Origin of the sequence: Corynebacterium massiliense DSM 45435 (assembly GCF_028609805.1) — a bacterium.
GTDB classification, from domain to species: domain Bacteria; phylum Actinomycetota; class Actinomycetes; order Mycobacteriales; family Mycobacteriaceae; genus Corynebacterium; species Corynebacterium massiliense.
Map to the genome: position 1 here is coordinate 1,845,898 of NZ_CP063189.1, position 22,892 is coordinate 1,868,789.

At 66.3% G+C, this 22,892-nt stretch carries 18 protein-coding genes and 1 pseudogene; 8 read left to right on the top strand and 11 right to left on the bottom strand.

What is annotated here, in order from left to right; genetic code table 11:
- Positions 1–223 precede the first annotated feature (223 nt).
- Positions 224–1,300, bottom strand: coding sequence for a mycothiol synthase (mshD, locus tag CMASS_RS10300; RefSeq protein ID WP_022863045.1), 1,077 nt, complete (start codon positions 1,298–1,300; stop codon positions 224–226).
- A gap of 90 nt (positions 1,301–1,390) precedes the next feature.
- Here mshD and CMASS_RS08650 point away from each other — a divergent pair, with 90 nt between their 5' ends.
- Entirely contained in the window at positions 1,391–2,191 is an 801-nt protein-coding gene (locus CMASS_RS08650) for an LmeA family phospholipid-binding protein (protein WP_240482788.1), read from the top strand.
- A gap of 25 nt (positions 2,192–2,216) precedes the next feature.
- Here CMASS_RS08650 and CMASS_RS08655 read toward each other — a convergent pair whose 3' ends face one another.
- Complete coding sequence (locus CMASS_RS08655; RefSeq protein ID WP_022863047.1) at positions 2,217–3,233, bottom strand: diacylglycerol/lipid kinase family protein; 1,017 nt, start codon at positions 3,231–3,233, stop codon at positions 2,217–2,219.
- Between the two features lie 74 nt (positions 3,234–3,307).
- Here CMASS_RS08655 and CMASS_RS08660 point away from each other — a divergent pair, with 74 nt between their 5' ends.
- The 3 genes from CMASS_RS08660 (at position 3,308) to CMASS_RS08670 (ending at position 5,582) form a co-directional block, all read left to right on the top strand.
- Positions 3,308–4,021 (top strand): heme-binding beta-barrel domain-containing protein, encoded by a 714-nt coding sequence (locus CMASS_RS08660; RefSeq protein ID WP_022863048.1) that lies wholly within the window; start codon positions 3,308–3,310, stop codon positions 4,019–4,021.
- Between the two features lie 44 nt (positions 4,022–4,065).
- On the top strand, positions 4,066–5,181 hold the full coding sequence (gene ygfZ, locus CMASS_RS08665) for a CAF17-like 4Fe-4S cluster assembly/insertion protein YgfZ (protein ID WP_022863049.1): 1,116 nt from the start codon (positions 4,066–4,068) through the stop codon (positions 5,179–5,181).
- Between the two features lie 173 nt (positions 5,182–5,354).
- Entirely contained in the window at positions 5,355–5,582 is a 228-nt protein-coding gene (locus tag CMASS_RS08670) for a DUF3073 domain-containing protein (RefSeq protein ID WP_084684417.1), read from the top strand.
- Between the two features lie 128 nt (positions 5,583–5,710).
- On the opposite strand, the gene purM is transcribed toward CMASS_RS08670, so the two are convergent.
- From purM to CMASS_RS08685, 3 genes are all read right to left on the bottom strand, one after another.
- Positions 5,711–6,832 (bottom strand): phosphoribosylformylglycinamidine cyclo-ligase, encoded by a 1,122-nt coding sequence (gene purM, locus CMASS_RS08675; RefSeq protein ID WP_022863051.1) that lies wholly within the window; start codon positions 6,830–6,832, stop codon positions 5,711–5,713.
- 24 nt (positions 6,833–6,856) lie between these two features.
- On the bottom strand, positions 6,857–8,374 hold the full coding sequence (purF, locus tag CMASS_RS08680) for an amidophosphoribosyltransferase (RefSeq protein ID WP_033399583.1): 1,518 nt from the start codon (positions 8,372–8,374) through the stop codon (positions 6,857–6,859).
- A gap of 178 nt (positions 8,375–8,552) precedes the next feature.
- On the bottom strand, positions 8,553–8,945 hold the full coding sequence (locus tag CMASS_RS08685) for a sterol carrier family protein (protein ID WP_022863053.1): 393 nt from the start codon (positions 8,943–8,945) through the stop codon (positions 8,553–8,555).
- Between the two features lie 107 nt (positions 8,946–9,052).
- Here CMASS_RS08685 and CMASS_RS08690 point away from each other — a divergent pair, with 107 nt between their 5' ends.
- From CMASS_RS08690 to CMASS_RS08700, 3 genes and pseudogenes are all read left to right on the top strand, one after another.
- Positions 9,053–10,054 carry an acyl-CoA thioesterase gene (locus CMASS_RS08690; RefSeq protein ID WP_022863054.1) on the top strand — a complete coding sequence of 334 codons (1,002 nt, stop codon included), beginning with the start codon at positions 9,053–9,055 and terminating at the stop codon, positions 10,052–10,054.
- Between the two features lie 27 nt (positions 10,055–10,081).
- Positions 10,082–11,842: pseudogene (locus CMASS_RS08695) on the top strand (ABC transporter ATP-binding protein).
- Complete coding sequence (locus CMASS_RS08700) at positions 11,835–13,817, top strand: ABC transporter ATP-binding protein (protein WP_022863055.1); 1,983 nt, start codon at positions 11,835–11,837, stop codon at positions 13,815–13,817. The pseudogene CMASS_RS08695 and the gene CMASS_RS08700 overlap by 8 nt, the downstream one beginning before the upstream one ends.
- An 18-nt stretch (positions 13,818–13,835) precedes the next feature.
- Here the strand turns inward: CMASS_RS08700 and trhA are convergent, their stop codons facing one another.
- From trhA to purS, 5 genes are all read right to left on the bottom strand, one after another.
- A complete protein-coding gene (gene trhA / locus CMASS_RS08705; protein WP_022863056.1) occupies positions 13,836–14,519 on the bottom strand; it encodes a PAQR family membrane homeostasis protein TrhA in 684 nt (227 codons plus the stop codon).
- A gap of 21 nt (positions 14,520–14,540) precedes the next feature.
- A complete protein-coding gene (locus CMASS_RS08710) occupies positions 14,541–15,608 on the bottom strand; it encodes an FUSC family protein (RefSeq protein WP_022863057.1) in 1,068 nt (355 codons plus the stop codon).
- Between the two features lie 61 nt (positions 15,609–15,669).
- Positions 15,670–17,934, bottom strand: a complete 2,265-nt coding sequence (gene purL, locus CMASS_RS08715) for a phosphoribosylformylglycinamidine synthase subunit PurL (protein WP_022863058.1) — start codon at positions 17,932–17,934, stop codon at positions 15,670–15,672.
- A 12-nt stretch (positions 17,935–17,946) separates the two neighbouring features.
- Positions 17,947–18,642 (bottom strand): phosphoribosylformylglycinamidine synthase subunit PurQ, encoded by a 696-nt coding sequence (gene purQ / locus CMASS_RS08720; RefSeq protein WP_022863059.1) that lies wholly within the window; start codon positions 18,640–18,642, stop codon positions 17,947–17,949.
- Positions 18,643–18,879, bottom strand: a complete 237-nt coding sequence (gene purS / locus CMASS_RS08725; RefSeq protein ID WP_027018667.1) for a phosphoribosylformylglycinamidine synthase subunit PurS — start codon at positions 18,877–18,879, stop codon at positions 18,643–18,645. It lies immediately after the preceding gene.
- Positions 18,880–19,191: 312 nt separating this feature from the next.
- Between purS and CMASS_RS08730 the strand changes: the two genes are divergently transcribed.
- Positions 19,192–22,209: an ExeM/NucH family extracellular endonuclease gene (locus tag CMASS_RS08730; protein ID WP_022863061.1), complete on the top strand. Its 3,018-nt coding sequence runs from the start codon at positions 19,192–19,194 to the stop codon at positions 22,207–22,209.
- Here CMASS_RS08730 and CMASS_RS08735 read toward each other — a convergent pair.
- Positions 22,206–22,883 (bottom strand): DUF2334 domain-containing protein, encoded by a 678-nt coding sequence (locus tag CMASS_RS08735; protein ID WP_027018668.1) that lies wholly within the window; start codon positions 22,881–22,883, stop codon positions 22,206–22,208. The two genes, CMASS_RS08730 and CMASS_RS08735, sit on opposite strands and share 4 nt — an antisense overlap.
- Between the last annotated feature and the right edge of the window lie 9 nt (positions 22,884–22,892).

Genomic DNA, 22,892 nt, shown 5'->3' on the forward strand with positions numbered 1-22,892 from the left:
TAGGAGGAATTTTGCCAGCTACGCTCGGCCGTCGACGCTGAGGAAGTGATGAGATGCCTCTAAACTTCCAACAGAGCGTTTTGCGCCGACACACAGCAAGCAAGGTTGCTCACAGCAGGCCAAGTTATAACCCCCGGGTTAACCGCAAAGGGCAATTTTGGTTAACGTTCGGTTAATTAACCATGCTCAGGCGGTGATCCCAATCACGCATGTAATCCATAGGTTAGCCGCGGTCACGGCTATAAACGACGTGTTCCTCGACCGTTGAAAATCCCAGCTTTTCGTAAGCCTTTACAGCGGCCTCATTGTCGCCCTCCACGTAGAGGATGACCCGGCGCGCGCCTTTCTCCACCAGCCGGCGCAGACCCGCCGAGATGAGCGGCCCTCCCCGGCCTCCGCCGCGGTAGTCGCTGGCCAGTCCCACGACGTAAACCTCACCGAAGGCGGGGGTTTCCTCGGTGTGCCACTTGGTCCAGTGAAAGCCCATCAGACGGGGAGCATCCGTGGTTTCGACGTTTCCCGCATCCGTGGTTTCGACGTTTCCCGCGTCCGCGGTTTCGACGTTTCCCGCGTCCGCGGTTTCGCCGTTTCCCGCGTCCGCGGTTTCGCCGTTTCCCGCGTCCGCGGTTTCGCCGTTTCCTGCGTCCGCGGTTTCGCCAGAAACCGCGGACGCCCACAGGAGAATCACATCCGCCGGGTCGTACCAGCTGACTTCGCGCGCGCGGTCGAGGCGGACGCTGTCCCAGCCGCCCTGTTCGGGGTGCCAATCGAAGGCATCGTTGTTCACGCGCAGCCACTCCGCGTCGACGTGCTCGGCGCCCCACTTCTCAACCGATTCCGTGTAGTTAAGGAAGATGCCGTCGCCTGCCCGCTGCTCAGCGGCATCAGCTGACTTCTGCAATTCCGTGCCTTCTACCGCCATCACCAACAGCTCGCGGGTGGCGTGCATGTCTGCAGCGGCGGCGAATCCGCGCGCCGCCGGCAGGTTCCCGTGCGCCCATACGTCCGCCACCCCGGCCGCGCGCACGAGCTGCGTGGCGATGCCCCGCCGCCGCGCCGCCGGCGCCACGGCCATCTCGGCGGCGGAACCGTCGCTGGCCAGCACGCCCACCACGGTGTCGTCCTCGGTGGCGATGAAGTGGCGGTGGTTTACGCGGGCATCGTCAAGCCCCAGCACGAACTGCTCGGAGAACGCGTCGACTCCGTCGGCTTTCGCCGCAGCGGCCAGTAGCTCCTTAACACCCGCACGCGCGCGGTCGGCGTCCGGCAGATTCAGGTCCTTGATCTCCACGTTGGTCATACTCGCCCACCCTACTGCGCGGCGGGACCCCAGACGCCTCCCCGGCGCGGGGTCGTGTCCGGGGTGTGCGGTAGAAAAGGATCCGTGAGCGTGATTGAGATTCCGCGTCGCATCGCGCGGCGCGTCGGCTGGGTCCTCGCCCTGGTGGGCCTCATCGCTGCCCTATTTATCGCCGACGCGTTCGTGGCCAGCCACACCGAGCATGTGGTCTCGCAAGAGGTGAAGACGAATTCGCGCCTTCCTACGTCCCCGGATGTGTATGCCGGCGGCATGCCCTACTCCGCCGCGGTTTTGACCGGTGACATCCCGCTGCTCGAGGTCTCCTCGCTCGACGTGGAGGTTCCGGAATTCGGGCTCATCAACGCATCGACCACGCTGCGGGATATCAGCGTGCGCCCCGGGCAGGTCTTCAGCGGCGATCTCGACGGCGCGTTCGTGTCCACCTTCTCCCGTTCCATCCAGCTCGACGGAGTGGCGCTCGGCCGACTGCTGGGGCTCGATGACCTGTCGCTTTCCAATCCGGAGGACATCTCGCCGGGTGGCGGGGTCTCCGCCGAGGCGGAGATGACCGCCACGCTCGACGGCTACGCGGATCCGGCCACAGTCCACGCCACCCTGCGCCTGGTGAAAGATGAGTTCTACCTGACGCCTACGAAGGTTGTGGACAAGCCCCAAGGCGCCAGCGACGAGGAGGTCAAAAAGGCGTTCTCGTACCAGCTCAATACCGGCCGGCTTCCGCTGCCAGCCCCAGCCACTGTCGTGCGCCTGCAGGGCGGGGCGCTGACCTTTGAGACCCAACGCCGCAACATCACCTTGAACACCGCGCAGCTCTCCCCCATTGAGATCGCCGGGCGCTACGACGACCGCGGAAACGAAAACCCTGGAAACTAATTCTCGCTAGCTGAAAATCCGCGGACTAGCAGTCGTCGCTGGGCGCGAAAACCTCGATAGCGTCCGGCACCGAGGTGAGCGTGACGCGGGTGCGTTTCCCCTCGTATTCGCCGTCCGCCTGGAAGCGGTGCGGGCGCGGGCAGACGAGCTCGACCTGTGCGGCGTCATCAAATTCGACGGTCGCTGCGCGCACAAAGCGCCGCAGCCACCCGCTGCTATCGGCGCCGATGAGGTGGAGCATGCCCACGATGCCGGTGAAACCGTTGATGCGGGTCATGGCAAACAGTCCCAATCCCTGGCAGAAGGAGTTGCGCGGATTGGTCACCATAGGCAGCGATCCGAAAAACGTCCACGGGTTCGTGTTCGACGCCAGGAGCACCGGCACCCCATCGAGACGCAAGGTCTCGCCGCTGCGGGCGGTGGCGCGCACGTCGATCTGCGGCGGGCGCCACCGCGCCTTCGCCCACGCGCGGCCGGCGACGGCCAGATAGCGCCACGGGGTCGCGGCAAAACCGCGCTCGCGGACCTTTTCCATCTTGGCCAGCACGTTGGCATCCAGCCCGAAGCCCGCGTTGACCGCGAACCACTGGCCGTCCCACGCGCCGAGGTAGATCCGCCGCGTGGCGGCGCGCTGCAGCACGGCGGCCAGCTCGTGTGCCGCCTTTTCGGGACGCGCCGAAAACCCGAGCGCGCGGACGAACACATTCGCGGAGCCAGCAGGGATAACTCCCAGGGTTGGTAACGCGGCGGCGGCAGTGGGGGCGGTTGCGGCGGCATCGACACGCTCGCCTGCGTCCCGCGGCGCCGGGCCCAGCATGCCGTTGATGATCTCGTTGACCGTCCCGTCGCCGCCCACCGCGATGATGGCGTCGAAATCCTCGCGCGTTAAGCCCCGCACCATGTCTTTGGCGTGCCCGGGGCGCTGGGTGAACCGCGCTTCCATCGTCAGCCCGTCCACCGCCCGCAGCGGCGGCAGGATGCGCCGGTACAGCGCGGCGTCCTGGCTGGTGGAGTTCGGGTTACAGATGAGTAAGACATGCACGCCTTTCGAGTCTAACCACGCGGGAACCGGCGCAGACTTCCCGCTGGAACGAGCGCCCTACTACTGTGTGCACCATGACTGATCCGAAGAACGCAGCGTCAAACAACGAACACGACAACACTCCGGACACTGCCGCGGACGCCGCCGCGGCCACTACGCAAGACAACGGCAAGCTCGACGGCAACGCCGCCGTCAACCGCGCCGCCGAAGAGTGGAAGGACGCCGCCAGCCGCAACATCCCGGCGGTCGGCCTGGGGGACATCCCGGTCGCCGACGACACGGCGAACCTGCGCCAGGGGCCGTCGCTTCACGATGGCCTTCTCGCCCTGCTGCCGCTCGTCGGCGTCTGGGAAGGCGAGGGCCAAAAGCAGGACGTCAACGGCGAGGAGTACACCTTCGGCCAGCAGCTCATCATCGCCCACAACGGCGAGAACTACCTGAGCTTTAGCTCCCGCACCTGGAAGATCGATACCGAGGGCAAGCCGGGCGAGTCGGACGTGCGCGAGAGCGGTTTCTGGCGCATCTCCCCCAAGGACGAGATTGAGATGACCTACACCTCGTCCACCGGCATCGTGGAAATCTTCTACGGCGAGCCGTTCAACGAGCGCGCCTGGCAGCTGCAGTCCGCGTCCACCATGGTCACCGAGACCGGCCCGAAGGAGCTGGGCCCGGGCAAGCGCATGTACGGCCTCATGCCGAACAACCACCTCGGCTGGGTGGACGAGCGCCTGGTCGACGGCGAGATGCGCCCGTACATGTCCGGCGAGCTCACCCGGGTGGCCGGCTAGCCGCTTGCCACCTTCACAGGTGCCGAGCGTTACTATCGGTAGCTGTGAGTTACTCGTCTCCCCTTCTGCAGCGATCCGGAGCGGTAGAGCTCCCCGACTCGGGCCCCCTCGACGCGAAGGGCGTGGCCTGGCACTACGGCAACCCGCTGGGCGAGCAACGCGCCGCGGAGACCGCCGCCATCGTCGTCGACCGCTCCCACCGCACGGTGCTCAAGGTCAGCGGCCCGGAAGCCCCGGGGTTTTTGAACAACCTGCTCTCGCAGAAGCTTGACGATGCCCCGGCCGGCTTCACCTCCCCCGTCCTCGACCTGGACATCCAGGGCCACATCCTGCACCTAGCCGACGTCACCCGCACCGCGGACGCGTTCTTTCTCGACCTGCCGGCCGACCAGGCGGAGACGTTCGCCGACTTTTTGCAGAAGATGATCTTCTGGTCCCAGGTGGAAGTCGAGCGCACCGAGCTCGCGCTCCTCACCGTGCTGGGGCCAGCAGATGCGGTCAGCGCGCTGCCGAGCTCCGACGCCGCCGCCTTCGACCGCGCCTACCCCTGGCCCAACGCGGAAGTCTCCCGCCGCGATGTCGCAGTGCCGCGCGAGCAACTGACCGCCACCGTGGCCGCCTGGGAAGACAAGGGCGCGCGCCTGGCGGGGCTGATGGCCTACACCGCAGAGCGCGTGCGCGCACTGGTCCCCGAGTGGGCGGCCGACCTGGACAACAAGTCGATCCCGCACGAGGTCCCGCACTGGATCGGGCGCGGTGACAACGCGGGCGCGGTGCACCTGGATAAGGGCTGCTACCGCGGCCAGGAGACCGTGGCGCGCGTGGAAAACCTGGGGCGCTCGCCGCGCGTGATGGTGCTGCTGCACTTAGACGGTTCCGCGCCCACCGCGCCGCAGCCCGGCGACGAGCTCCGCCTCGCGTCCGGCAATCGTCGCGTCGGACGGATCGGCACGGTGGTGGACGACTGCGACTTGGGCCCCATCGCGCTCGGTGTGGTGAAGCGCTCCGCACTGAGTGCTGGGAAGCCGGATGGCGAGAAATCGGGCGCCGCCGCACTGGTCAGTGGTGAGACCGCCGCCACCATTGATCCGGATTCCCTGCCGGCTGAGGAGGGGCCGAAGGCGGGGCGGGCGGCCATCGACAAGCTTCGCGGACGCTAACGCCGCACCGCCACGCGCTGGCCGTTAACGCCTGCCCAGCCCAGTGAGGGGGTAGTGCGGAATTTTTTTGACGCACCCGCTATTGTGTCTTACAGGAAGAATCACGATAGTTAAGCTGATGGGGCATCCGAATAACCCTGGATAGCCCTTAACACCTCAAGGGGGTCATGCACATGGGTCGCGGACGCGCGAAGGCGAAGCAGACCAAAGTTGCACGCCGGTTGAAATACAATTCTCCTGACATGGACTTCGACTCGCTGCAGAAGGAACTTGCCTCTAAGCAGCCGGGGGACGGCTGGGCCCACGCGGACGATGACGACGATTACGAGGCGGATCCGTACGCCAAGTACGTCGACGACTGGGACGACGAGTCCGATTCGGACTCCGGCTCCAAGTACTAACTGTCAACCTACCTAGACACACCCTGTAGCCAGGGCGCAAAGACCCGGCGGCCGCACACACACCACCCACTTCCCTTCGCGGAAAGTGTGGCGTGGGTGTGGGGCCGCCGGGTTTTGTCTGCCTGGAGTTAGAAGTCCGTGTGGTCGCCGCGCATGATGACGCGGGCCGAATCGTCTTCCTCCGCCTTGCGCACGGTGCCGATCTCCCAGGCGTCAACGTGGCGCGCGGTGAGCATGGCCAGCGCACGATCGCGGTCCTCCGGGGCGACGACGGCGATCATGCCCACACCCATGTTGAAGGTCTTTTCCATCTCCTCCAGCGGCACGCGGCCCACGGACGCGATGGTCCGGAAAATCTGGCCCGGCGACCACGTGGAGCGGTTAACCTCCGCAACAAGCCCCTCGGGGATGACGCGCTCGAGGTTGCCCGCGAGCCCGCCGCCGGTGACGTGGCAGAACGTGGACACCGCGCACTCCGCGGCCAGGGCCAGGCAGTCCTTGGCGTAAATGCGGGTCGGCTCGAGAAGTTCTTCGCCCAGCGTGCGGCCGAGATCGTCCATGTAGCCGTCCAGCGGCAGGCCGGCCTTTCCCAGCAGGACGTAGCGCGCCAGCGAGTAGCCGTTGGAGTGCAGTCCGGACGAGCCCATGGCGATGAGGCTGTCGCCCTCGCGGACCTTGTCTGGGCCTAAGATGTCGGCCGCCTCGACCACGCCGACGGCGGTGGCGGACACGTCGTACTCGTCCTCCCCCATCACGCCGGGGTGCTCCGCCGTCTCGCCGCCGAGCAGCGCGGCGCCGGACTGCTTGCAGCCTTCCGCGATGCCCTTCACAATGTCGGCGACCTTCTCCGGGATGACCTTGCCGATAGCCACGTAGTCCTGCAAAAACAGCGGCTCGGCGCCGCAGACAACGAGGTCGTCCACGCACATGGCCACCAGGTCAATGCCGATGGTGTCGTGCTTGTCCATCGCCTGGGCGACCGCGAGCTTCGTACCCACGCCGTCAGAACCGGCGGCCAGGACCGGCTCGTTGTACTCGCCCAGCTTGAACAGGCCGGCGAAGCCACCGAGGCCGCCCATCACCTCGGGACGGGTGGCGCGCTTGGCGTGCGCGCCGATGAGCTCGACGGCGCGGTCGCCCTCTTCGATGTTCACGCCGGCGGCGGCGTAGGTGTTGCCTTCCGCCTCGATGGTGGTGGGCGCCTGATTATCCGTCAGCTGCGCTTCGCGGTTCTGGTCGTTCGTGCTCATGGGTTCCATCTGCTCCTTCGAAAGTTACTTCTCGTCGCCGAGCAGAGTGCGCACGGCGTTGGCATTGGGGTTGCCGTCCGGCAGCCCCAGCGGGTAGGTGCCGTCAAAGCACGCGGTACACAGCTCATTGCGGGGCTGCCGGGTGGAGTCGACCATGTCATCGATAGTCACGAACGCCAGGCTGTCCGCGTTAATGGCAGCCCGGATGGTCTCGGTGACCGTCTCGCCATCGTCCGCGGCGCCGCCATTGGCGATGAGCTCGCCCGGGGAGGCGAAGTCGATGCCATAGAAGCACGGCCACTTCACCGGCGGCGACGCGATGCGCACGTGCACCTCCGCCGCGCCCGCCTCGCGCAGCATGCGGATGAGCGCGCGCTGGGTGTTGCCGCGCACGATGGAATCATCCACCACCACGAGTTTTTTACCCTCGATGACCTCGCGCAGCGGGTTGAGCTTGAGCCGAATGCCCAGCTGGCGCAACGTCTGCGTGGGCTGGATGAAGGTGCGGCCCACGTAGGCGTTTTTCACCAGCCCTTGGCCGAACGGGATGCCGGAGCCGCGTGAGTAGCCGACGGCCGCCGGCGTGCCGGATTCCGGCACCGGGATGACCAGGTCCGCATCGTCGACCGGGGAGTACTCCGCCAGGCGCTTGCCGATGTCCACGCGCGCCTCGTTGACCGTCCGGCCGCGGATCTGGGAATCCGGGCGGGCGAGGTAGACGTACTCGAAGACGCAACCGCGGTGCTGGGTCTCCGCAAAACGTTCACTGCGCACGCCGGCCTCATCGATGGCGACCAGTTCGCCCGGTTCGACCTCACGGATGAACTGCGCGCCGACGATGTCGAGCGCGCACGTCTCGGACGCCACGACCCACCCGGTGGGCAGCCGGCCGATGGTCAGCGGGCGCACGCCGTAAGGATCGCGGGCGGCGTACAGCGTGTGCCCGTCGGTGAAGGTGAGGCAGTACGCGCCGTGCACGCGCGGCAGAAGTTCGCGCGCGGAGTCCCACAGGGTGTTGTCGGCATCGACACCCGCGGACAACAAAGAAGTGAGGATCATCGTGTCGGAGACGGTCTTTTGCTCCGGTTTGATGAGGCCGCGCTCGTGGGTCTCGTCCAGCAGGTCCTGGAAGTTCACCAGGTTGCCGTTGTGCCCCAACGCGATGTCCACGCCCGACTCGGACGTGCCAAACATGGGCTGGACGTTCGCCCACTCCTTGCCACCGGCGGTGGAGTATCGGGTGTGACCGATGGCCACGTCGCCGTGCAGCGAGTTGAGGATGGACTCGTCGAAAATCTGGGAGACCAGCCCCATGTCTTTAAAGACAACGATTCGGTCGTCGTCGCCCACCGCGATGCCGCCGGCCTCCTGGCCGCGGTGCTGGAGGGCGAAGAGACCGAAGTAGGTGAGCTTGGATACGTCCTCGCCGGGCGCCCACACGCCGAAGACGCCGCACTCTTCGCGCGGTTCCTGCTCCCCGCGGTCGTCGAGGTTCGTGATACTGACCTGTTGTGCATCGGCACGATTTTGTTGTCCTACCACGGCGCTCATCTTATAGCCTCACCCCGGCGCGCCACTAATGCTTGCAGAATCCGGCCTTCCGGTAGCCCGACCGGCGAGAGCCAAGCCGACGGGAGCCAACCGGCGAGAGCCAAGCCGACGGGAGCCAACCGGCGAGAGCCAGGCCGGCGGAAGCCAAGCCGGCGGGGCTGGGCGGGCGCTACCGCGGCGCGAGCGGAATGACCGGCAGGAAGCGGGCGACCTCTCTGGCGCGCTGGCCGGAGACCCAGCTACCTTCCGCGTCGGCCGCCTGCGCAAAGTCGCAGTGACCGGTGGCCGCGCGCAGCCACGTCAGGGGCTTAAGCTCCACCACGTTCGGCGGCGTACCGCGGGTGTGCTCGGGCCCGTCGATGCACTGCACCGCCACGAATGGTGGGACGCGAACCTCCACGGAGTGGCCCGGCGCGTCGCCCTCGAGCAGGCGGGCGGTCTGCCGGACGGCTGTGGCCACCGCCGTGCGCGGCACCTCGGCGGTGTTTTCTGGGTCGGCGATCCAGTCGGCGATGGCGTCCACCGCCGCGCGGGCTTGTGCCGGGTCAGCCTTCTTCCTCATGCGGCCTAACTGTAATACCGGTTGCGATAAAGAGATAAGAGGAAGGCCTGCGGGGTGATTTCGGCTCGCGGACGGATACTGGCGCGGGGAGCGGTAGGTTTGTAGCCATGACGGAAAGCGATGCGTCTCACAAGTCCCCGAACATCACCCTGCGTTTCATGGCCTCCCCGGGAGATCTACTCATGGCCGGCACCCCGGGCATTTCCGGCGGCCGCTTGCTCGAGTGGATCGATAAGGCCGCCTACGCGTGCGCCGTGCAGTGGTCGAGCACCTACTGCGTGACCGCGTACGTGGGCCACATTCACTTCACCCGCCCCATTCCCTCGGGCCACATCGTGGAGGTGCGCTCCCGCATCGCGATGACCGGCCGGTCCTCGATGCACATCGTCAACGAGGTGCTTTCGGCGGATCCGCGCGAGGGCATTTTCACCCGCGCGTGCGACTGCCTGGTCATCTTCGTGGCCAAGGACGCGGCGACGGGGCGCTCTACCCCGGTGCCGAGCTTCACGCCGGAAACGGACGAGGAGCGCCGCGTGGAGGAGGCTGCGAAGGACCGCATCACCCTGCGCAAGGCCATTGAGGAAGAGATGAGCAAGCAGACCTACGACGGTCCGTCGGACGCGCCGCGGATGGTCAACCGCTTTTTGGCTAAGCCCGCCGATATCAACTGGGGCGGCAACGTCCACGGCGGCACCGCGATGGAGTGGATCGACGAGGCGGCGACTGCCTGCACCATGGAGTGGTCCGCGGAGCGCACCGTGGCGGTCTACGCCGGCGGCATCCGCTTCTACCAACCGATCCATATCGGTGACCTCATCGAGGTGGATGCGCGCCTTCTGCGTACCGATGCCCGCTCCATGCAGATGTCCATCCACGTCCGCGCCGGCGATGCCCACCGCGGGCGCGCGGAGTTGGAGACCGCCATCCATGCCTCCTTTGCGTACATGGCCGTCGACCGCGACAACCACGTGCTTGCCGCGCGCCAGTTCACCCCGCGCACCGAGGAGGACATCCGCCTCGCCGAGCACGCCACTACCCTGCGCAATCTGCGCGCCGATTTCGCCCCACGCCCGCTGGTGGCTGCGCCCACCAACCAGCACATCGATTAAGCAAAACGTGGCGTACTGTCTAGCGATGTGAAATTCCTTCGACTCATCGGCACTCGCGCCGGCTCGTATGCCGGCCCGATCGCCATCGTCATCGTGATGCAGGCCATCTCGATGCTGGCGGTCCTCTACCTGCCGTCCCTCAACGCGCGGATCATTGACCAAGGCGTCTCCCGCGGGGACATCCCGTATATCTGGCGCACCGGCGCGCTCATGCTCGGCGTGGCCTTCGTCTAGGTGATCTCCGCCTGCATCGCCACGTGGTTTGCCGCGCGCACCTCGATGGGCACCGGCCGCGATCTGCGCGCGCGGGTCTTCCACCGGGTCGCTCACTTCTCCGCCGAAGACATCGGCCACTTCGGGGCGGCCACGCTCATCACGCGCGGCACGAACGACGTGCAGCAAGTGCAGATGACCTACATGATGCTGCTGAACTTCATGGTGCCGGTGCCCATCATGATGGCCGGCGGCATCATCATGGCCATCCGCGAAGACCCCGGCATGTCCTGGCTGGTGGCCGTCAGCGTCATCGTGCTGGCCATCGCCGTGGGCACCATCATCGCCCGGCTCATGCCGCTGTTCCAGTCGCAGCAGTCCAAGCTGGACCGCATCAACGGCATCCTGCGCGAACAGATCTCGGGCATCCGCGTCGTCCGCGCGTTTACCCGCGAGCCCCACGAGGCGGACCGCTTCGCCGACGCGAACGCGGATCTCACGCGGCTGTCGGTGCGCATCGGCAACCTGTTCGTGCTCCTGTTCCCCGCCATCATGCTCATCCTCAACCTCGCCACCGGCGCGGTGATGTGGTTCGGCGGTGCCCGCGTGGACAGCGGCGCCGTGGAGGTCGGCTCGCTGACGGCCTTCTTGCAGTACCTCATGCAGATCCTCGCCGCCGTGATGATGGGCGCGTTCATGGCCATGATGCTCCCGCGCGCCATCGTGTGCGCCGGCCGCATCTCGGAAGTGCTGCGCCGCCAGCCGTCGATCACGGACCCGGGCGCGGCGCGGGGCGCAGCGCAGAACACCACCCCTGCCGAAGCCACTCCTGCCGAGCGCCCGCCCGGCACGGTCCGCTTCGACCACGTCGACTTCACCTACCCCGGCGCGGACGAGCCGGTGCTCGATGACATCTCCCTGACCGCCCGGCCGGGCCAGACCACCGCGATCATCGGCTCGACGGGCGCGGGCAAGTCCACGCTGCTGGGGCTCATCCTGCGCTCGTACGCGGCATCGGCAGGCACCGTCACCCTCGACGGGGTGGATATTGTGGACATGGCGCACCGGGACATCGTCAAGCGCGTGTCCCTTGTCCCGCAGAAGCCGTACCTGTTTTCCGGAACGGTGCGCTCCAACCTGGAGACCGGCCGGCCGGGTGCCACGGAGGCGGAGATGTGGGAGGCCCTCCGCATCGCGCAGGCGGACTTTGTCACCGACCTGGACATGGCCATCTCGCAGGGCGGCACGAATATCTCTGGTGGGCAGCGCCAGCGCCTGTCCATCGCGCGGATGCTCATCTCCCGCCCGGCGGTCTACCTCTTCGACGACTCGTTCTCCGCGCTCGATCTGGACACGGAGGCACGGCTGCAGAAGGCGCTGCGGCCGCACGTGAAGGACGCCACGGTCATCGTCGTGGCTCAGCGGGTTAACTCCATCGTGGACGCCGACCAGATCCTGGTCATGGAGTCCGGCTCCATCGTCGCCCGCGGCACCCACGAGGAACTGCTAGAGACCTCCGCCACCTATCAAGAAATTGTCCACTCGCAGCTCACGGAGGATTCCCACCATGGCTGAACTTAGCGATTCCGAAATCCTCGAGCTCGAAGGCAACGTCGGCTCCGACGACTGGTCCGGGAGTGCGCCGCGCAAGGCGAAGAACTTCGGCGGCGCGTTCAAACGCCTGCTCGGCCTGCTCGCGCCCTATAAGGCGACCATCGTCGCCGTCGTGGGTCTTACCGCCTTGAGCGTGGCGCTCAACGTCTACGCCCCACGGGTCACCGGCCGGGCGATGGACGAGATCTTCTCCGGCGCCATCGGCGCCCACTTGCCGCAGGGCGCCAGCAAGGACGATGTCATCGCCGGGTTGCGCGCAGACGACAACAACCAATTCGCGGACATGCTCTCCGGCATGGACGTCACCCCCGGCGTGGGCATCGATTTCGAACGCCTGGCGGGTTTTATCCTCGCCATCCTCGGCCTCTACCTCGTCGCCGCCGTGTTGATGTGGCTGCAGGGTTTCCTGCTCAACCGGGTGGTCATGCGCGCGGTCTACCGCCTGCGCTCCGACGTGGAGGCGAAGATCAACCGCCTGCCGCTGTCCTACTTTGACACCCAACAGCGCGGTGACGTGCTCTCGCGCACCACCAACGACGTGGACAACATCCAGCAGGCGCTGCAACAGGCGCTGTCCCAGGCGGTCAACTCGGTGCTGACCATCCTCGGCATCACCATCATGATGTTCGCACTGTCCTGGCAACTCGCCCTCATCGCCCTGCTGGCGATCCCGCTGACCTTCGCCGTCATCGCGGTCATCGGCTCGCGCTCGCAGAGCCAGTTTGCTACCCAGTGGAAGGCCACCGGCCAGCTCAACGGCCGGGTGGAAGAGACCTTCTCCGGCCACGAGGTGCTGCAGGTCTTCGGCCGCGCCGACAGCGCCATCGCCGACTTCGACGCGCACAACGACGAGCTCTACCGCGCCGCGGTCAAGGCGCAGTTCTACTCCGGCATCATGATGCCGATCATGCAGTTCATCTCCTACCTGTCCTACGTGGCCATCGCCGTTGTGGGCGGGTTGAAGGTTGCCGGCGGTTCGCTCACCTTGGGCCAGGTCACCGCGTTTATCCAGTACGCCCGCCAGTTCAACCAGCCGCTGGGTGAGCTGGGCGGCATGATGCAGATGGTCCAGTCCGGCGTGGCTTCTGCCGAGCGCACCTTCGAACTACTCGACGCTCCGGAGGAGCCGCGGGATATATCCGAAACGGAAAGCGACACCTCCGCACACCAGCGCCGAGAGCGCACGCTGGCGGAGCGTGCCCAGGGGCTCGTCGAATTCGAGCACGTCGACTTCTCCTACGACCCGGACACCCCGCTCATCCAGGACCTCAACCTGCGGGTTACGCCGGGTAGCACCGCGGCCATCGTCGGCCCCACCGGCGCGGGCAAGACCACGCTGGTCAACCTCATCATGCGGTTCTACGACGTCGACTCCGGCCGCATCACCCTCGACGGCACCGATATCCGGGAACTGTCCCGCCACGCGCTGCGCTCCCAGGTGGGCATGGTGCTGCAGGATGCCGTGCTTTTCGATGGCACCATCATGGACAACATCCGCTACGGGCGGCTGGATGCCACGGACGAGGAAGTCATCGAGGCGGCGAAGGCGACCTACGTCGACCGCTTCGTGCACTCGCTTCCCGATGGCTACGACACCCGCGTCGACTCCGACGGCGGCTCACTGTCCGTGGGTGAGCGCCAGCTCATCACGATCGCCCGCGCGTTCATCGCCCAGCCGGCGCTGCTCATCCTCGATGAGGCGACCTCGTCGGTAGACACCCGCACCGAGCTGCTGGTCCAGGAGGCGATGAACAAGCTGCGCGCCGAGCGCACCTCGTTTATCATCGCCCACCGCCTGTCCACCATCCGCGAGGCGGACGTCATCGTGGTGATGGAGTCCGGCACCATCGTCGAGCAGGGCACACACGACGAGCTGCTGGCGGCCGGCGGCGCCTACGCGAGCCTGTACGAAGCCCAGTTCGCGGGCGAGGCCTAAGCCAACTCCGCTGGCAGCTCAGGCCCCGGCGACGACCATCCACACCGCGACCAAGTGCACAATCGCGGCGACCACCGTCGCGGTGTGGAAATGCTCGTGGTAGCCGTAAATGCGCGCGTTGCGCCCGGGCCACTTGCAGCCGTAGACGACAGCGCCGAGCGAGTAGATCACCCCGCCGGCGAATAGTAGCCACACCACAGCCGCGCCCGCGCCTTCCCACAGCGCCGGCACGAGCGGAACGATCAGCCAGCCCAGCGCCAAATAGACCACCACGTCCAGCCAGCGCGGGTGGTTGATCCACACCAGGCTGAGTAGTACTCCCCCGGCCGCGCCTGCCCACGCGACAGACAGCAACCACGCGGCCTTTTCCGGGGGCAGGACGATAAGACACAACGGCGTGTAGGTCGCGGCGATAAACACCGAAATGGTGGCGTGATCGGCTCGCCGCCATGCCTGCACCCCGCCCGCGGTCTTCCACGGCCACCGGTGGTAGAGCGCGGAGACACCGAACAGCAGGAGAAATCCGACGCCGTAAATGGTCACCCCGAGCGCCTCGTACCAGCGCAGGGTCATCCACGCGAACGTCACGAGCACCGCCGAAGACATGCCGGACAACACGGCGGTGACGAGGTGGAACCAGCCGCGCGCCAGCGGCCGTGGGCCGCGGTCGAACGCTAAGTACGTACGCGCGATGGTCCCCATGCAATTTCACCTGTGCTTTCTCTACATACGCGGACGCGCCTTCGCCATATAGCGATGAACTGTCTTCGGGTGGTCCCAGTAGAAGCTAATCATAATGACTCCCAGTGCCGCCGCGGAGCCGACGATCGTCTCGATGGAACGGGTGACCATGAGCTCGCCGATGGGCAGCGGGTTGAAGTAGTGCACCATGAGCAGCGCGATGGGCGTGATGAACGTGCTGCCCACCACGTAATTGCGGGTAACGGTTAACTCGGTGAGGAACTGGATGATGGTCACCCAGATAATGAGCTGCCACGCGTCCATGCCGTGCGAGAGGAGGAACCCGGCTAAAAGCACGCCGGTGAGCGTTCCCAGCACGCGTTGGAGCACGCGCTGGTATTGCACGAGGTACCGCGGGCCGATGAACGCGACCACCGCGGCGATCATCGCCCAGTACGGGTGGGACAGGTGCGGGGAGAAGCCGACCGACAAAAGTCCCAACAGGCCGGCGATCAGCGGGGCGACGAAGAAGCGCACCGCGCTCGCGATGACGGTAGGCCGCGGCGGGCGCGGAGCGCGCTTCAGCGGACCGCCCGGGACATCGCCCTCGCCCAGCAGGTGCCATCCCAATCCCAGGGCGACGCAGAATAAGCTGGACGCAAGCGCGGCGAGCAGCGCATCCACGGGATTCGGCCCCTGCGGCAGCGAACCGATCGCCGCGGTGCAAAAGACAAAGAAGACGGAGCCGGCCGGTCGTAGTCCGCACAAGTTAGCCACCGTCGCGGTGGCGCAGGAAATGACCGAGGTCACCAGCGTGACCACCAACGGGGAGGCGTGCCACCACGACATCGACGCGCCCAAGGTCACGCAGGTGGCGAGCATCGCACCGACGATGATCTGGTTGGTCACCCGGATCCGGCGGCCTTCGTGCCGGCCGTAGATGCCGGCAAACGAGCCGAAGTTGGCGCACATGGCCAGATCCATCCGGCCGATGGCCAGCAGCACGAATAGCGGGACGGCCACGCCGACCGCGGTGCGGAGTGCGGGGATGTGGTCACGGTTCGGCGGTCGCAGTTCGAATAGTCGTTGGAATTGGACCGCCTGGTGCACCTAACACTCCTTTTCGTATCTGCTTGTCATATGAAACGGGGGCGGAAGTGTGGCTTTCCGCCTACACCGTCGAGTTTGCACCCACGTGCTGGCCGAAGAGCTGCGGCAGGGTTCCTGCCCAGGCATCGGCAAGCTCCGCGATACCCACCGAAACGCCGGCGAAGTTAAGCTCCGCGGAATCGTTGGTGGTACCGATGACCGCGGCCGGAATCCCCAGCTCGCCGGCCCGTTCCAGCACGGCGTTCTCCTTGTCGGCGTCGACGGCGACGACGACGCGGGAGGCGGACTCGCTAAACAGCGCGGTGGTCGGGTCGGCGTGCACGGCCTCCACATCGAGGTCGATGCCCACTGCGGCAGCGCGCGCCATTTCGAAGACGGTCGTGCCCAGGCCGCCCTCCGACACATCGTGCGCGGCGGCGATGTCGGCGTTGCCGGCGAGCAGCTCGACCAGCTTCGCCTCGTTGGCCAGATCCACCTGCGGCGGCAGGCCGTTGAGCTCGTCGCGGGTGACCTGCTGGTAGATGGAACCGCCGAACTCGTCGCGGGTCTCGCCCAGCAGGATGAGCTTCTGGCCGGCGGTGCCGTCGAGCGCGTGGCGGTGCGCGCCGCGCACGTCGTCGACCACGCCCAGGACACCAACGACCGGGGTGGGCAGAATCGGCTCTTCGCCGGTCTGGTTGTAGAAGGACACGTTGCCGCCGGAGACCGGGATGCCCAGCTCGACGGCGCCATCGGCAAGCCCGTGCACCGCCTCGCGGAACTGCCACATCACGTCCGGGTTCTCCGGGGAACCGAAGTTGAGGCAGTTGGTGATGGCCACGGGACGCGCGCCCGTGGCTGCGACGTTGCGGTAGGCCTCCGCGAGCGCCAGGCGGGCGCCCATGTTCGGATCCAGCTTGGTGTAGCGGCCCGAGCAGTCCGCGGACACGGCCACGCCGCGGCCGGTTTCTTCATCGATACGCAGCACGCCCGCGTCCGCGTGGTGCGACTGTACGGTGTTGCCGCGCACGTAGCGGTCGTACTGGTTCATGATGTAGTCGCGCGAGCACAGCGCCGGGGAGGCGAGCATCTTCTTGAAGGCGTCCACGAGATCGCTGGCCTTGTCGATGCCGCCGAAGCGCTGCAGCTCGTCCTGCCACTCCGGGCGGGCGAACGGGCGGTTGTACACCGGGGCGTCGTCCGCGATGGTGCCGGCCGGCGCGTCCACGACGACTTCGCCGCCGTGGGTGATGACCAGGTGGTCGCCTTCGACGACCTCGCCGATCTCGGCGCAGGTGACCTCCCAGTGGTCACAGATCTCGCGGAAGCGCTCCACGTCTTCCGGCGCGACGACCGCGCACATGCGCTCCTGCGACTCGGAGGCGAGGATCTCCGCGGCGGTCATATTGTCCGCGCGCAGCGGGACCTGGTCCAGGTCGACGCGCATGCCGCCATCGCCAGCCGCAGCCAGCTCCGAGGTCGCGCACGCCAGGCCCGCGCCGCCCAAGTCCTGGATGCCGACGACCACGCCGGCCTTGTACAGATCCAGGCAGCACTCGATGAGCACCTTTTCGGAGAAGGGGTCGCCCACCTGCACGGCCGGCAGCTTGCGCTCGGCGCCCTCGTCGAAGGAGTCGGACGCGAGGACGGACACGCCGCCGATGCCGTCGAGGCCGGTGCGCGAACCGAAGAGCATGACCTTGTTGCCCGTGCCGGAGGCGAACGCCAGCTTCAGGTCCTCCACCTTGAGCGTGCCCACGCACAGGGCGTTGACCAGCGGATTGGAGGCGTAGGTGGGGTCAAAGACGGTCTCGCCGCCAATGTTGGGAAGCCCCAGGGAGTTGCCGTAGCCGCCGATGCCGGCGACCACGCCGGGCAGCACGCGAGCGGTATCCGCCGCGTCGGCCGGGCCGAAGCGCAGCTGATCCATTACCGCCACCGGGCGCGCGCCCATGGCCATGATGTCGCGCACGATGCCGCCCACACCCGTCGCCGCACCCTGGTACGGCTCAACGTAGGACGGGTGATTGTGGGATTCCACGCGGAAGGTGACCGCGTTGCCGTCTCCGATGTCGACCACGCCGGCGTTCTCGCCGATGCCGGCGAGGATCTTCTCCCCCATCTCCTCTGTCATGGTCTCACCGAAGTAGCGCAGGTGCGCCTTGGAGGACTTGTACGAGCAGTGCTCCGACCACATGACGGAGTACATGGTGAGCTCCGCGTCGGTGGGCCGGCGCCCCAGGATGTCTCGGATGTGCTGGTACTCGTCGTCTTTTAAGCCCAGCTCTGCGTAGGGCTGCGCCTCGTCGGAGGTGGCCCGCGCGTTGTCCACGGTGTCGTTGTGCATCAAGGTCACTCCTTAGGCGTTCGAGGTCGCGGTTGCGTTGCCGGCGACGGTGGCAAGCGCCGAGGTAAAGAGCTTCAGCCCGTCCGTGGACGGGCCGGTGAGCGTGTCGATGGCGTGCTCCGGGTGCGGCATGAGCCCCACGACGTTGCCGGCTTCGTTAGTAATGCCCGCGATGTCCCCGAGCGAGCCGTTGAAGTTGTCGGTGTAGCGGAAGACGACCTGGCCTTCCTTCTCCAGCTTTTCGATGGTCTCCGGCGCCGCCTGGAAGCGGCCCTCGCCGTGCTTGGCCGGGATGTGGATCTTTTCGCCTTCGGTCAGCTCGCCCGTCCACGCGGTCTTGTCGCTGGCCACCTCGAGGAAGATGTCCTCGCAGTGGAAGTGCAGACCCACGTTGCGGGTGAGCGCGCCCTCCAAGAGACCGGCCTCGGTTAGGATCTGGAAGCCGTTGCAGATGCCGAGCACCGGCATGCCGTCGCGGGCGGCGTCTACCACCGAGCGCATGACGGGCGCCTGTGCGGAGATCGCCCCGGAGCGCAGATAGTCGCCGTACGAGAAACCGCCCGGGACCACGACCGCGTCCACGCCGTGCAGGTCGCTATCCGCGTGCCACAGGTCGACGACTTCTGCGCCGGCGTAGCGGACGGCGCGGGCAGCGTCGACATCGTCAAGCGTGCCCGGGAAGGTGATTACTCCGATCTTGGCTGGCACTTACTCGCCCTCCACAACTTCGTAGTCTTCAATGACGGTGTTGGCCAAGAGGGTGGAGGCAACGCGCTCCAGCTCCTCGCGGGAGACCGAATCGTCTACCTCGATTTCGAAGCGCTTGCCCTGGCGGACATCGCTCACACCGTCCACCCCGATGCGCCCCAGCGCGCGGACCACGGCTTTGCCCTGGGGGTCGAGGATTTCTTCCTTCGGCATGACATTGACAACTACACGAGCCATGAGCATTCCCTTTTACTAGTGCTGGGCAGAAGTTTTCGCGCCTGTCAGTCTAGCGGCCGGCCCCCGTATCGACCTAGCCGCATGCCGCGCACGCTCCCAATGCCCCGCCACCCGACCGCGCGCTACCGCCGCGCGCTACGCCACGGCGAACGGGAGGTTACGAAAAGTGAATCCTTCTCCCCTGCAAGGTGAACTTTGCGTGAGCGGCATCTAAACCCGCAGGACGCCGGCAACAGTTCGGTTTCAGGCCGGTCACAGATGGATTAAAGCTATATGGGTCCTTTCTCAGCATGACCAGCTAGGAGCTTTTTCATGTCCTCGCGCACACTCGGTGCCCTCGCCATCGCGGCGGTCACCTCCACCACCCTCGCGAATGTCGCCGTCCCAGCGGCAACGGCCACTCCGGCCGGCGACAACGTCGTCATCTCCGAGATCTACGGCGGTGGCGGCAACAAGGGCGCCACCTACACCAATGACTTCATTGAGCTGTACAACCCGACCGATCACGACATCGATCTGACCGGCTGGACGGCCAAGTACTTCGGCAAATCCGGCAACCCGGGCGAAGCGACGCCACTGTCCGGCAGCATCAAAGCCGGCGGTTACTACCTGATCGCGGAATCCAAGGGCACCGGCGGAACCGAGCCGCTGCCTGCTCCGGACGCGTCCGGTAACGCGACCATGGGCGGTTCGGACGGCTCCGTCGAACTCGTCGACGCCGACAACACGACGGTTGACCTGGCCGGTTACGGCAAGACCGCCAAGTTCGAGGGCGCTGCGGCGAAGGCTGCGTCGAACGCTACCTCTGCAGCGCGCGATGAGAACGGCACCGACACCGACGACAACTCGGCGGACTTCACCATCGGTGACCCCACCCCGACCAATTCCGGAAACCCGGAAGACAACCAGGGAGAAAACACCCCGGGCAACAACGACAACCAGGACGGCGACGCCACCCCTGCCCCGGGCACGGACACCGATACCGACGGTGTCATCCCCATCGCGGACATTCAGGGCACCGGCACCGCCAGCCCGCTGGTGAACAAGACCGTGACCACCCGCGGCGTGGTCACCGCCTCCTACCCGGACGGCGGCCTGAACGGCTACATGATCCAGACCCCGGGCACGGGCAAGGAAGAAAAGCACGCGGGCGACGCCTCCGACGGCATCTTCGTCTACTCCAAGGACACCGCCTCCTTCCCGGAGATCGGCACCTTTGTCGAGGTCACCGGAACCGTTGCCGAGTTCAAGGAGAACACGCAGCTGACCAACCCGAAGACCACCGCCCTCGACGAGGAGCATGAGGACGTCACCCCGGTTGCCGTGGACACCCTGCCCGCGGGCGCGGAGGCACGCGAGGCCTACGAGTCCATGCTCATCCAGCCGGGCACCCACACCGTGACCAACAACTTCGGGCTCAACCGCTTCGGCGAAATCGGCCTCGCCCCGGGCGAGGAGGCCTTCCGCCAGCCGTCCGATATCTACCAGCCGAGCAAGGACCCCAACTCGGAACTGCAAAAGCTCACCAAGGAGCAGCAGGAGAAGCTGGTCACGCTTGACGATGGCCGCACCGGCGACTACACCCGCGGCGCCTCAGACGTGCCCCTGCCCTACCTCGCGCAGGACGGCGCGCAGACCATCAAGCCGCTGCGCACCACCGACCACGTGGAGTTCCAACACCCGGTTGTGGTCAACTACTCCTTTGACAAGTGGCGCCTGCAGCCGACCTCCCCGGTGACGGGCGAGACCGCCGGCGCGGACCTCCCCATCACCTGGGAGAACTCCCGCGACGCTGAGATTGACGTCCCGAACCAGGTAAAGGGCGACTACACCATCTCCGCGTTCAACGTGCTCAACTACTTCACGTCCCTGGGCAAGGACCACAACTGCGGGCACTACGACGACCGTGAGGGAAAGCCCGTGACCGCCAAGGACTGCGACGTCCGCGGTGCCTACTCCGAGGACGCGTTCCGCGATCAGGAACGGAAGATCGTCAACGCCATCAACGGGCTAGACGCGGACGTCATCGCGCTGTCTGAAATCGAAAACGGCTACGCCACCACCGGCGACAAGTCCAAGCGCGACAATGCGCTCAACCACCTCGTCGACGAGCTCAACAAGGCCGGCGGCAACTGGAAGGCGGTGGCCTCCCCTAAGGACCTGCCGGTCAAGGGCGATGCCATCCGCACCGCGTTCATCTACGACCCGGACCGCGTCACCCCGGTCGGTGAGTCCCGCATCTTCACCGACGATCGCTTCACCGGCACCGCCCGCGAGCCGCTCGCGCAGGAATTCGCCCCGGTGACTTCTCCGGGCCAGCGTGACGATGCCAAGGAGTCCTTCGTTGCGGTGGCCAACCACTTCAAGTCCAAAGGTTCGGTGGCCAAGGGCGACAAGGATGCCGGTGACGGCCAGGGCAACAACCCGAATGTCCGTAACTCGCAGGCCCAGGCAGTCCTCGACCACCTGAGCAAGCAGGAGGACTGGAAGGACAAGGCCACCTTCGTCATGGGGGATCTGAACACCTACACCCACGAGACCCCGCTCGAGACCTTCCGCACCGCCGGCTACACCGTCCCGGCCGAGGACTTCGGGGCCTCCGCTTCCTACCAGTTCGATGGCCTGCTGGGCTCTCTGGATCACGTCCTGGCCAACAAGGTTGCCGCCGGCAAGCTGCAAGACGCCCAGGTGTGGGATATCAACTCCGACGAAGCCGTCGCGTTCGAATACTCCCGCCGCCACGCCAACGTCGTGGACTTCTACGACGACAGCCCGTTCCGCTCCTCCGACCACGATCCAGTCAAGGTCGGCTTCCGCCTCGACGGCGCGGACGATTCCGATGGCTCGGACAACGCCAACGGATCTGACAACGCCAACGAGCAGCCGGGCACCGATCCGGATACCAAGCCGGGCGAGACCCCGGGCGAAACCCCCGGCGACAACCAGGGCGGCGAGAACCAGGGTGGCGAAAGCCACGACGGTGACAACCAGGGTGGCGAAACCCCAGGCAACGAGCCGAATGACAAGCCGGGCAGCAAGCCGGGCACCAAGCCGTCTCTGCCGTCGCAGTCCAGCAAAGCCAAGTCCGTACTGTCGGCTGCTCTGCCGCTTCTGGGCGGTCTGGGTATCGGCGCGGCCATCCTCGGCCTTCTTCCGCTGTTCAATAACTCGGACGACGCCGCGCACCGCGCGGCGGTCGAGCACTACGTCGCTGATTCACTGAAGGGCCGCACGCCGGCGTCCTTCCACGGTTTCATCGATGGCGTGGCACGCACCGTGGCTCAGCTGAGCTCCGGCCTGTCGTTCTGGGACTTCCTGCGGAAGAACTAGTAAAACACGCGGTAGTCCGCGGGTTTTGCGCCCGCGGCCGCCGCCTTGGTCACGGCCTTGAGGAAGTCGTTAGCGACCTTTTTGTCGTCCAAATTGCGGGCAGACGTGGAAAGCCGCACCGTGTTCCCGCGGTTGGCTGAACGCTGCGCCGCCCGCACGATGTTGCGCCGCCACCACTTCGCCGCGCCGAAGCCCTCGCCGAAGGACAGGTTGCGTGCCTGATGGAAGGCATCGTCACGCAAGTCGTGCACACCGCGCGTGGACACCGCGAGCTTGAAGTCGAAGGACGGGAGGACCTCTAGCGTCCCGGGGGACATCCGCCACCGCGGCGGGGCGAAAATATCCGGGGTAAACCCGATCTTCTTCATCTGCCGCGTCGCGCCTTTGAGCCGCAGGTTCGCCTCGTGCGGGTCCAGGTTCGCAAACTCCGCGCGCCGGCCCTGCACCGGCTGGTCAAAGCCGTTCAGGATGAGCAAGCGACCCGCCTCCTGCTGTTCTTCCAGCCAGCCCTTCGTCTTCGAATCCTTGGCCAGGTGCCAGTTGCCGTCGATGTGCGGCGCAACGAGCAGGGAGACGGGGATCCCCTCCGCATCCAGGTTCTTCATCAACCGTGCGGCATTCGCGCGGGTTCCGGAAAAGATGCTGGAGATGGATACCAAAAGGTGGCCGGGCATGACGGCCAT

Excerpts from the sequence above, each read along its gene's own strand:
- mshD (WP_022863045.1), bottom strand. The coding sequence starts at position 1,300 with ATGACCAACGTGGAGATCAAGGACCTGAATCTGCCGGACGCCGACCGC.
- CMASS_RS08660 (WP_022863048.1), top strand. The coding sequence starts at position 3,308 with ATGACTGATCCGAAGAACGCAGCGTCAAACAACGAACACGACAACACT.
- CMASS_RS08670 (WP_084684417.1), top strand. The coding sequence starts at position 5,355 with ATGGGTCGCGGACGCGCGAAGGCGAAGCAGACCAAAGTTGCACGCCGG.
- purM (WP_022863051.1), bottom strand. The coding sequence starts at position 6,832 with ATGAGCACGAACGACCAGAACCGCGAAGCGCAGCTGACGGATAATCAG.
- CMASS_RS08685 (WP_022863053.1), bottom strand. The coding sequence starts at position 8,945 with ATGAGGAAGAAGGCTGACCCGGCACAAGCCCGCGCGGCGGTGGACGCC.
- CMASS_RS08690 (WP_022863054.1), top strand. The coding sequence starts at position 9,053 with ATGACGGAAAGCGATGCGTCTCACAAGTCCCCGAACATCACCCTGCGT.
- CMASS_RS08700 (WP_022863055.1), top strand. The coding sequence starts at position 11,835 with ATGGCTGAACTTAGCGATTCCGAAATCCTCGAGCTCGAAGGCAACGTC.
- trhA (WP_022863056.1), bottom strand. The coding sequence starts at position 14,519 with ATGGGGACCATCGCGCGTACGTACTTAGCGTTCGACCGCGGCCCACGG.
- purL (WP_022863058.1), bottom strand. The coding sequence starts at position 17,934 with ATGCACAACGACACCGTGGACAACGCGCGGGCCACCTCCGACGAGGCG.
- purS (WP_027018667.1), bottom strand. The coding sequence starts at position 18,879 with ATGGCTCGTGTAGTTGTCAATGTCATGCCGAAGGAAGAAATCCTCGAC.
- CMASS_RS08730 (WP_022863061.1), top strand. The coding sequence starts at position 19,192 with ATGTCCTCGCGCACACTCGGTGCCCTCGCCATCGCGGCGGTCACCTCC.
- CMASS_RS08735 (WP_027018668.1), bottom strand. The coding sequence starts at position 22,883 with ATGCCCGGCCACCTTTTGGTATCCATCTCCAGCATCTTTTCCGGAACC.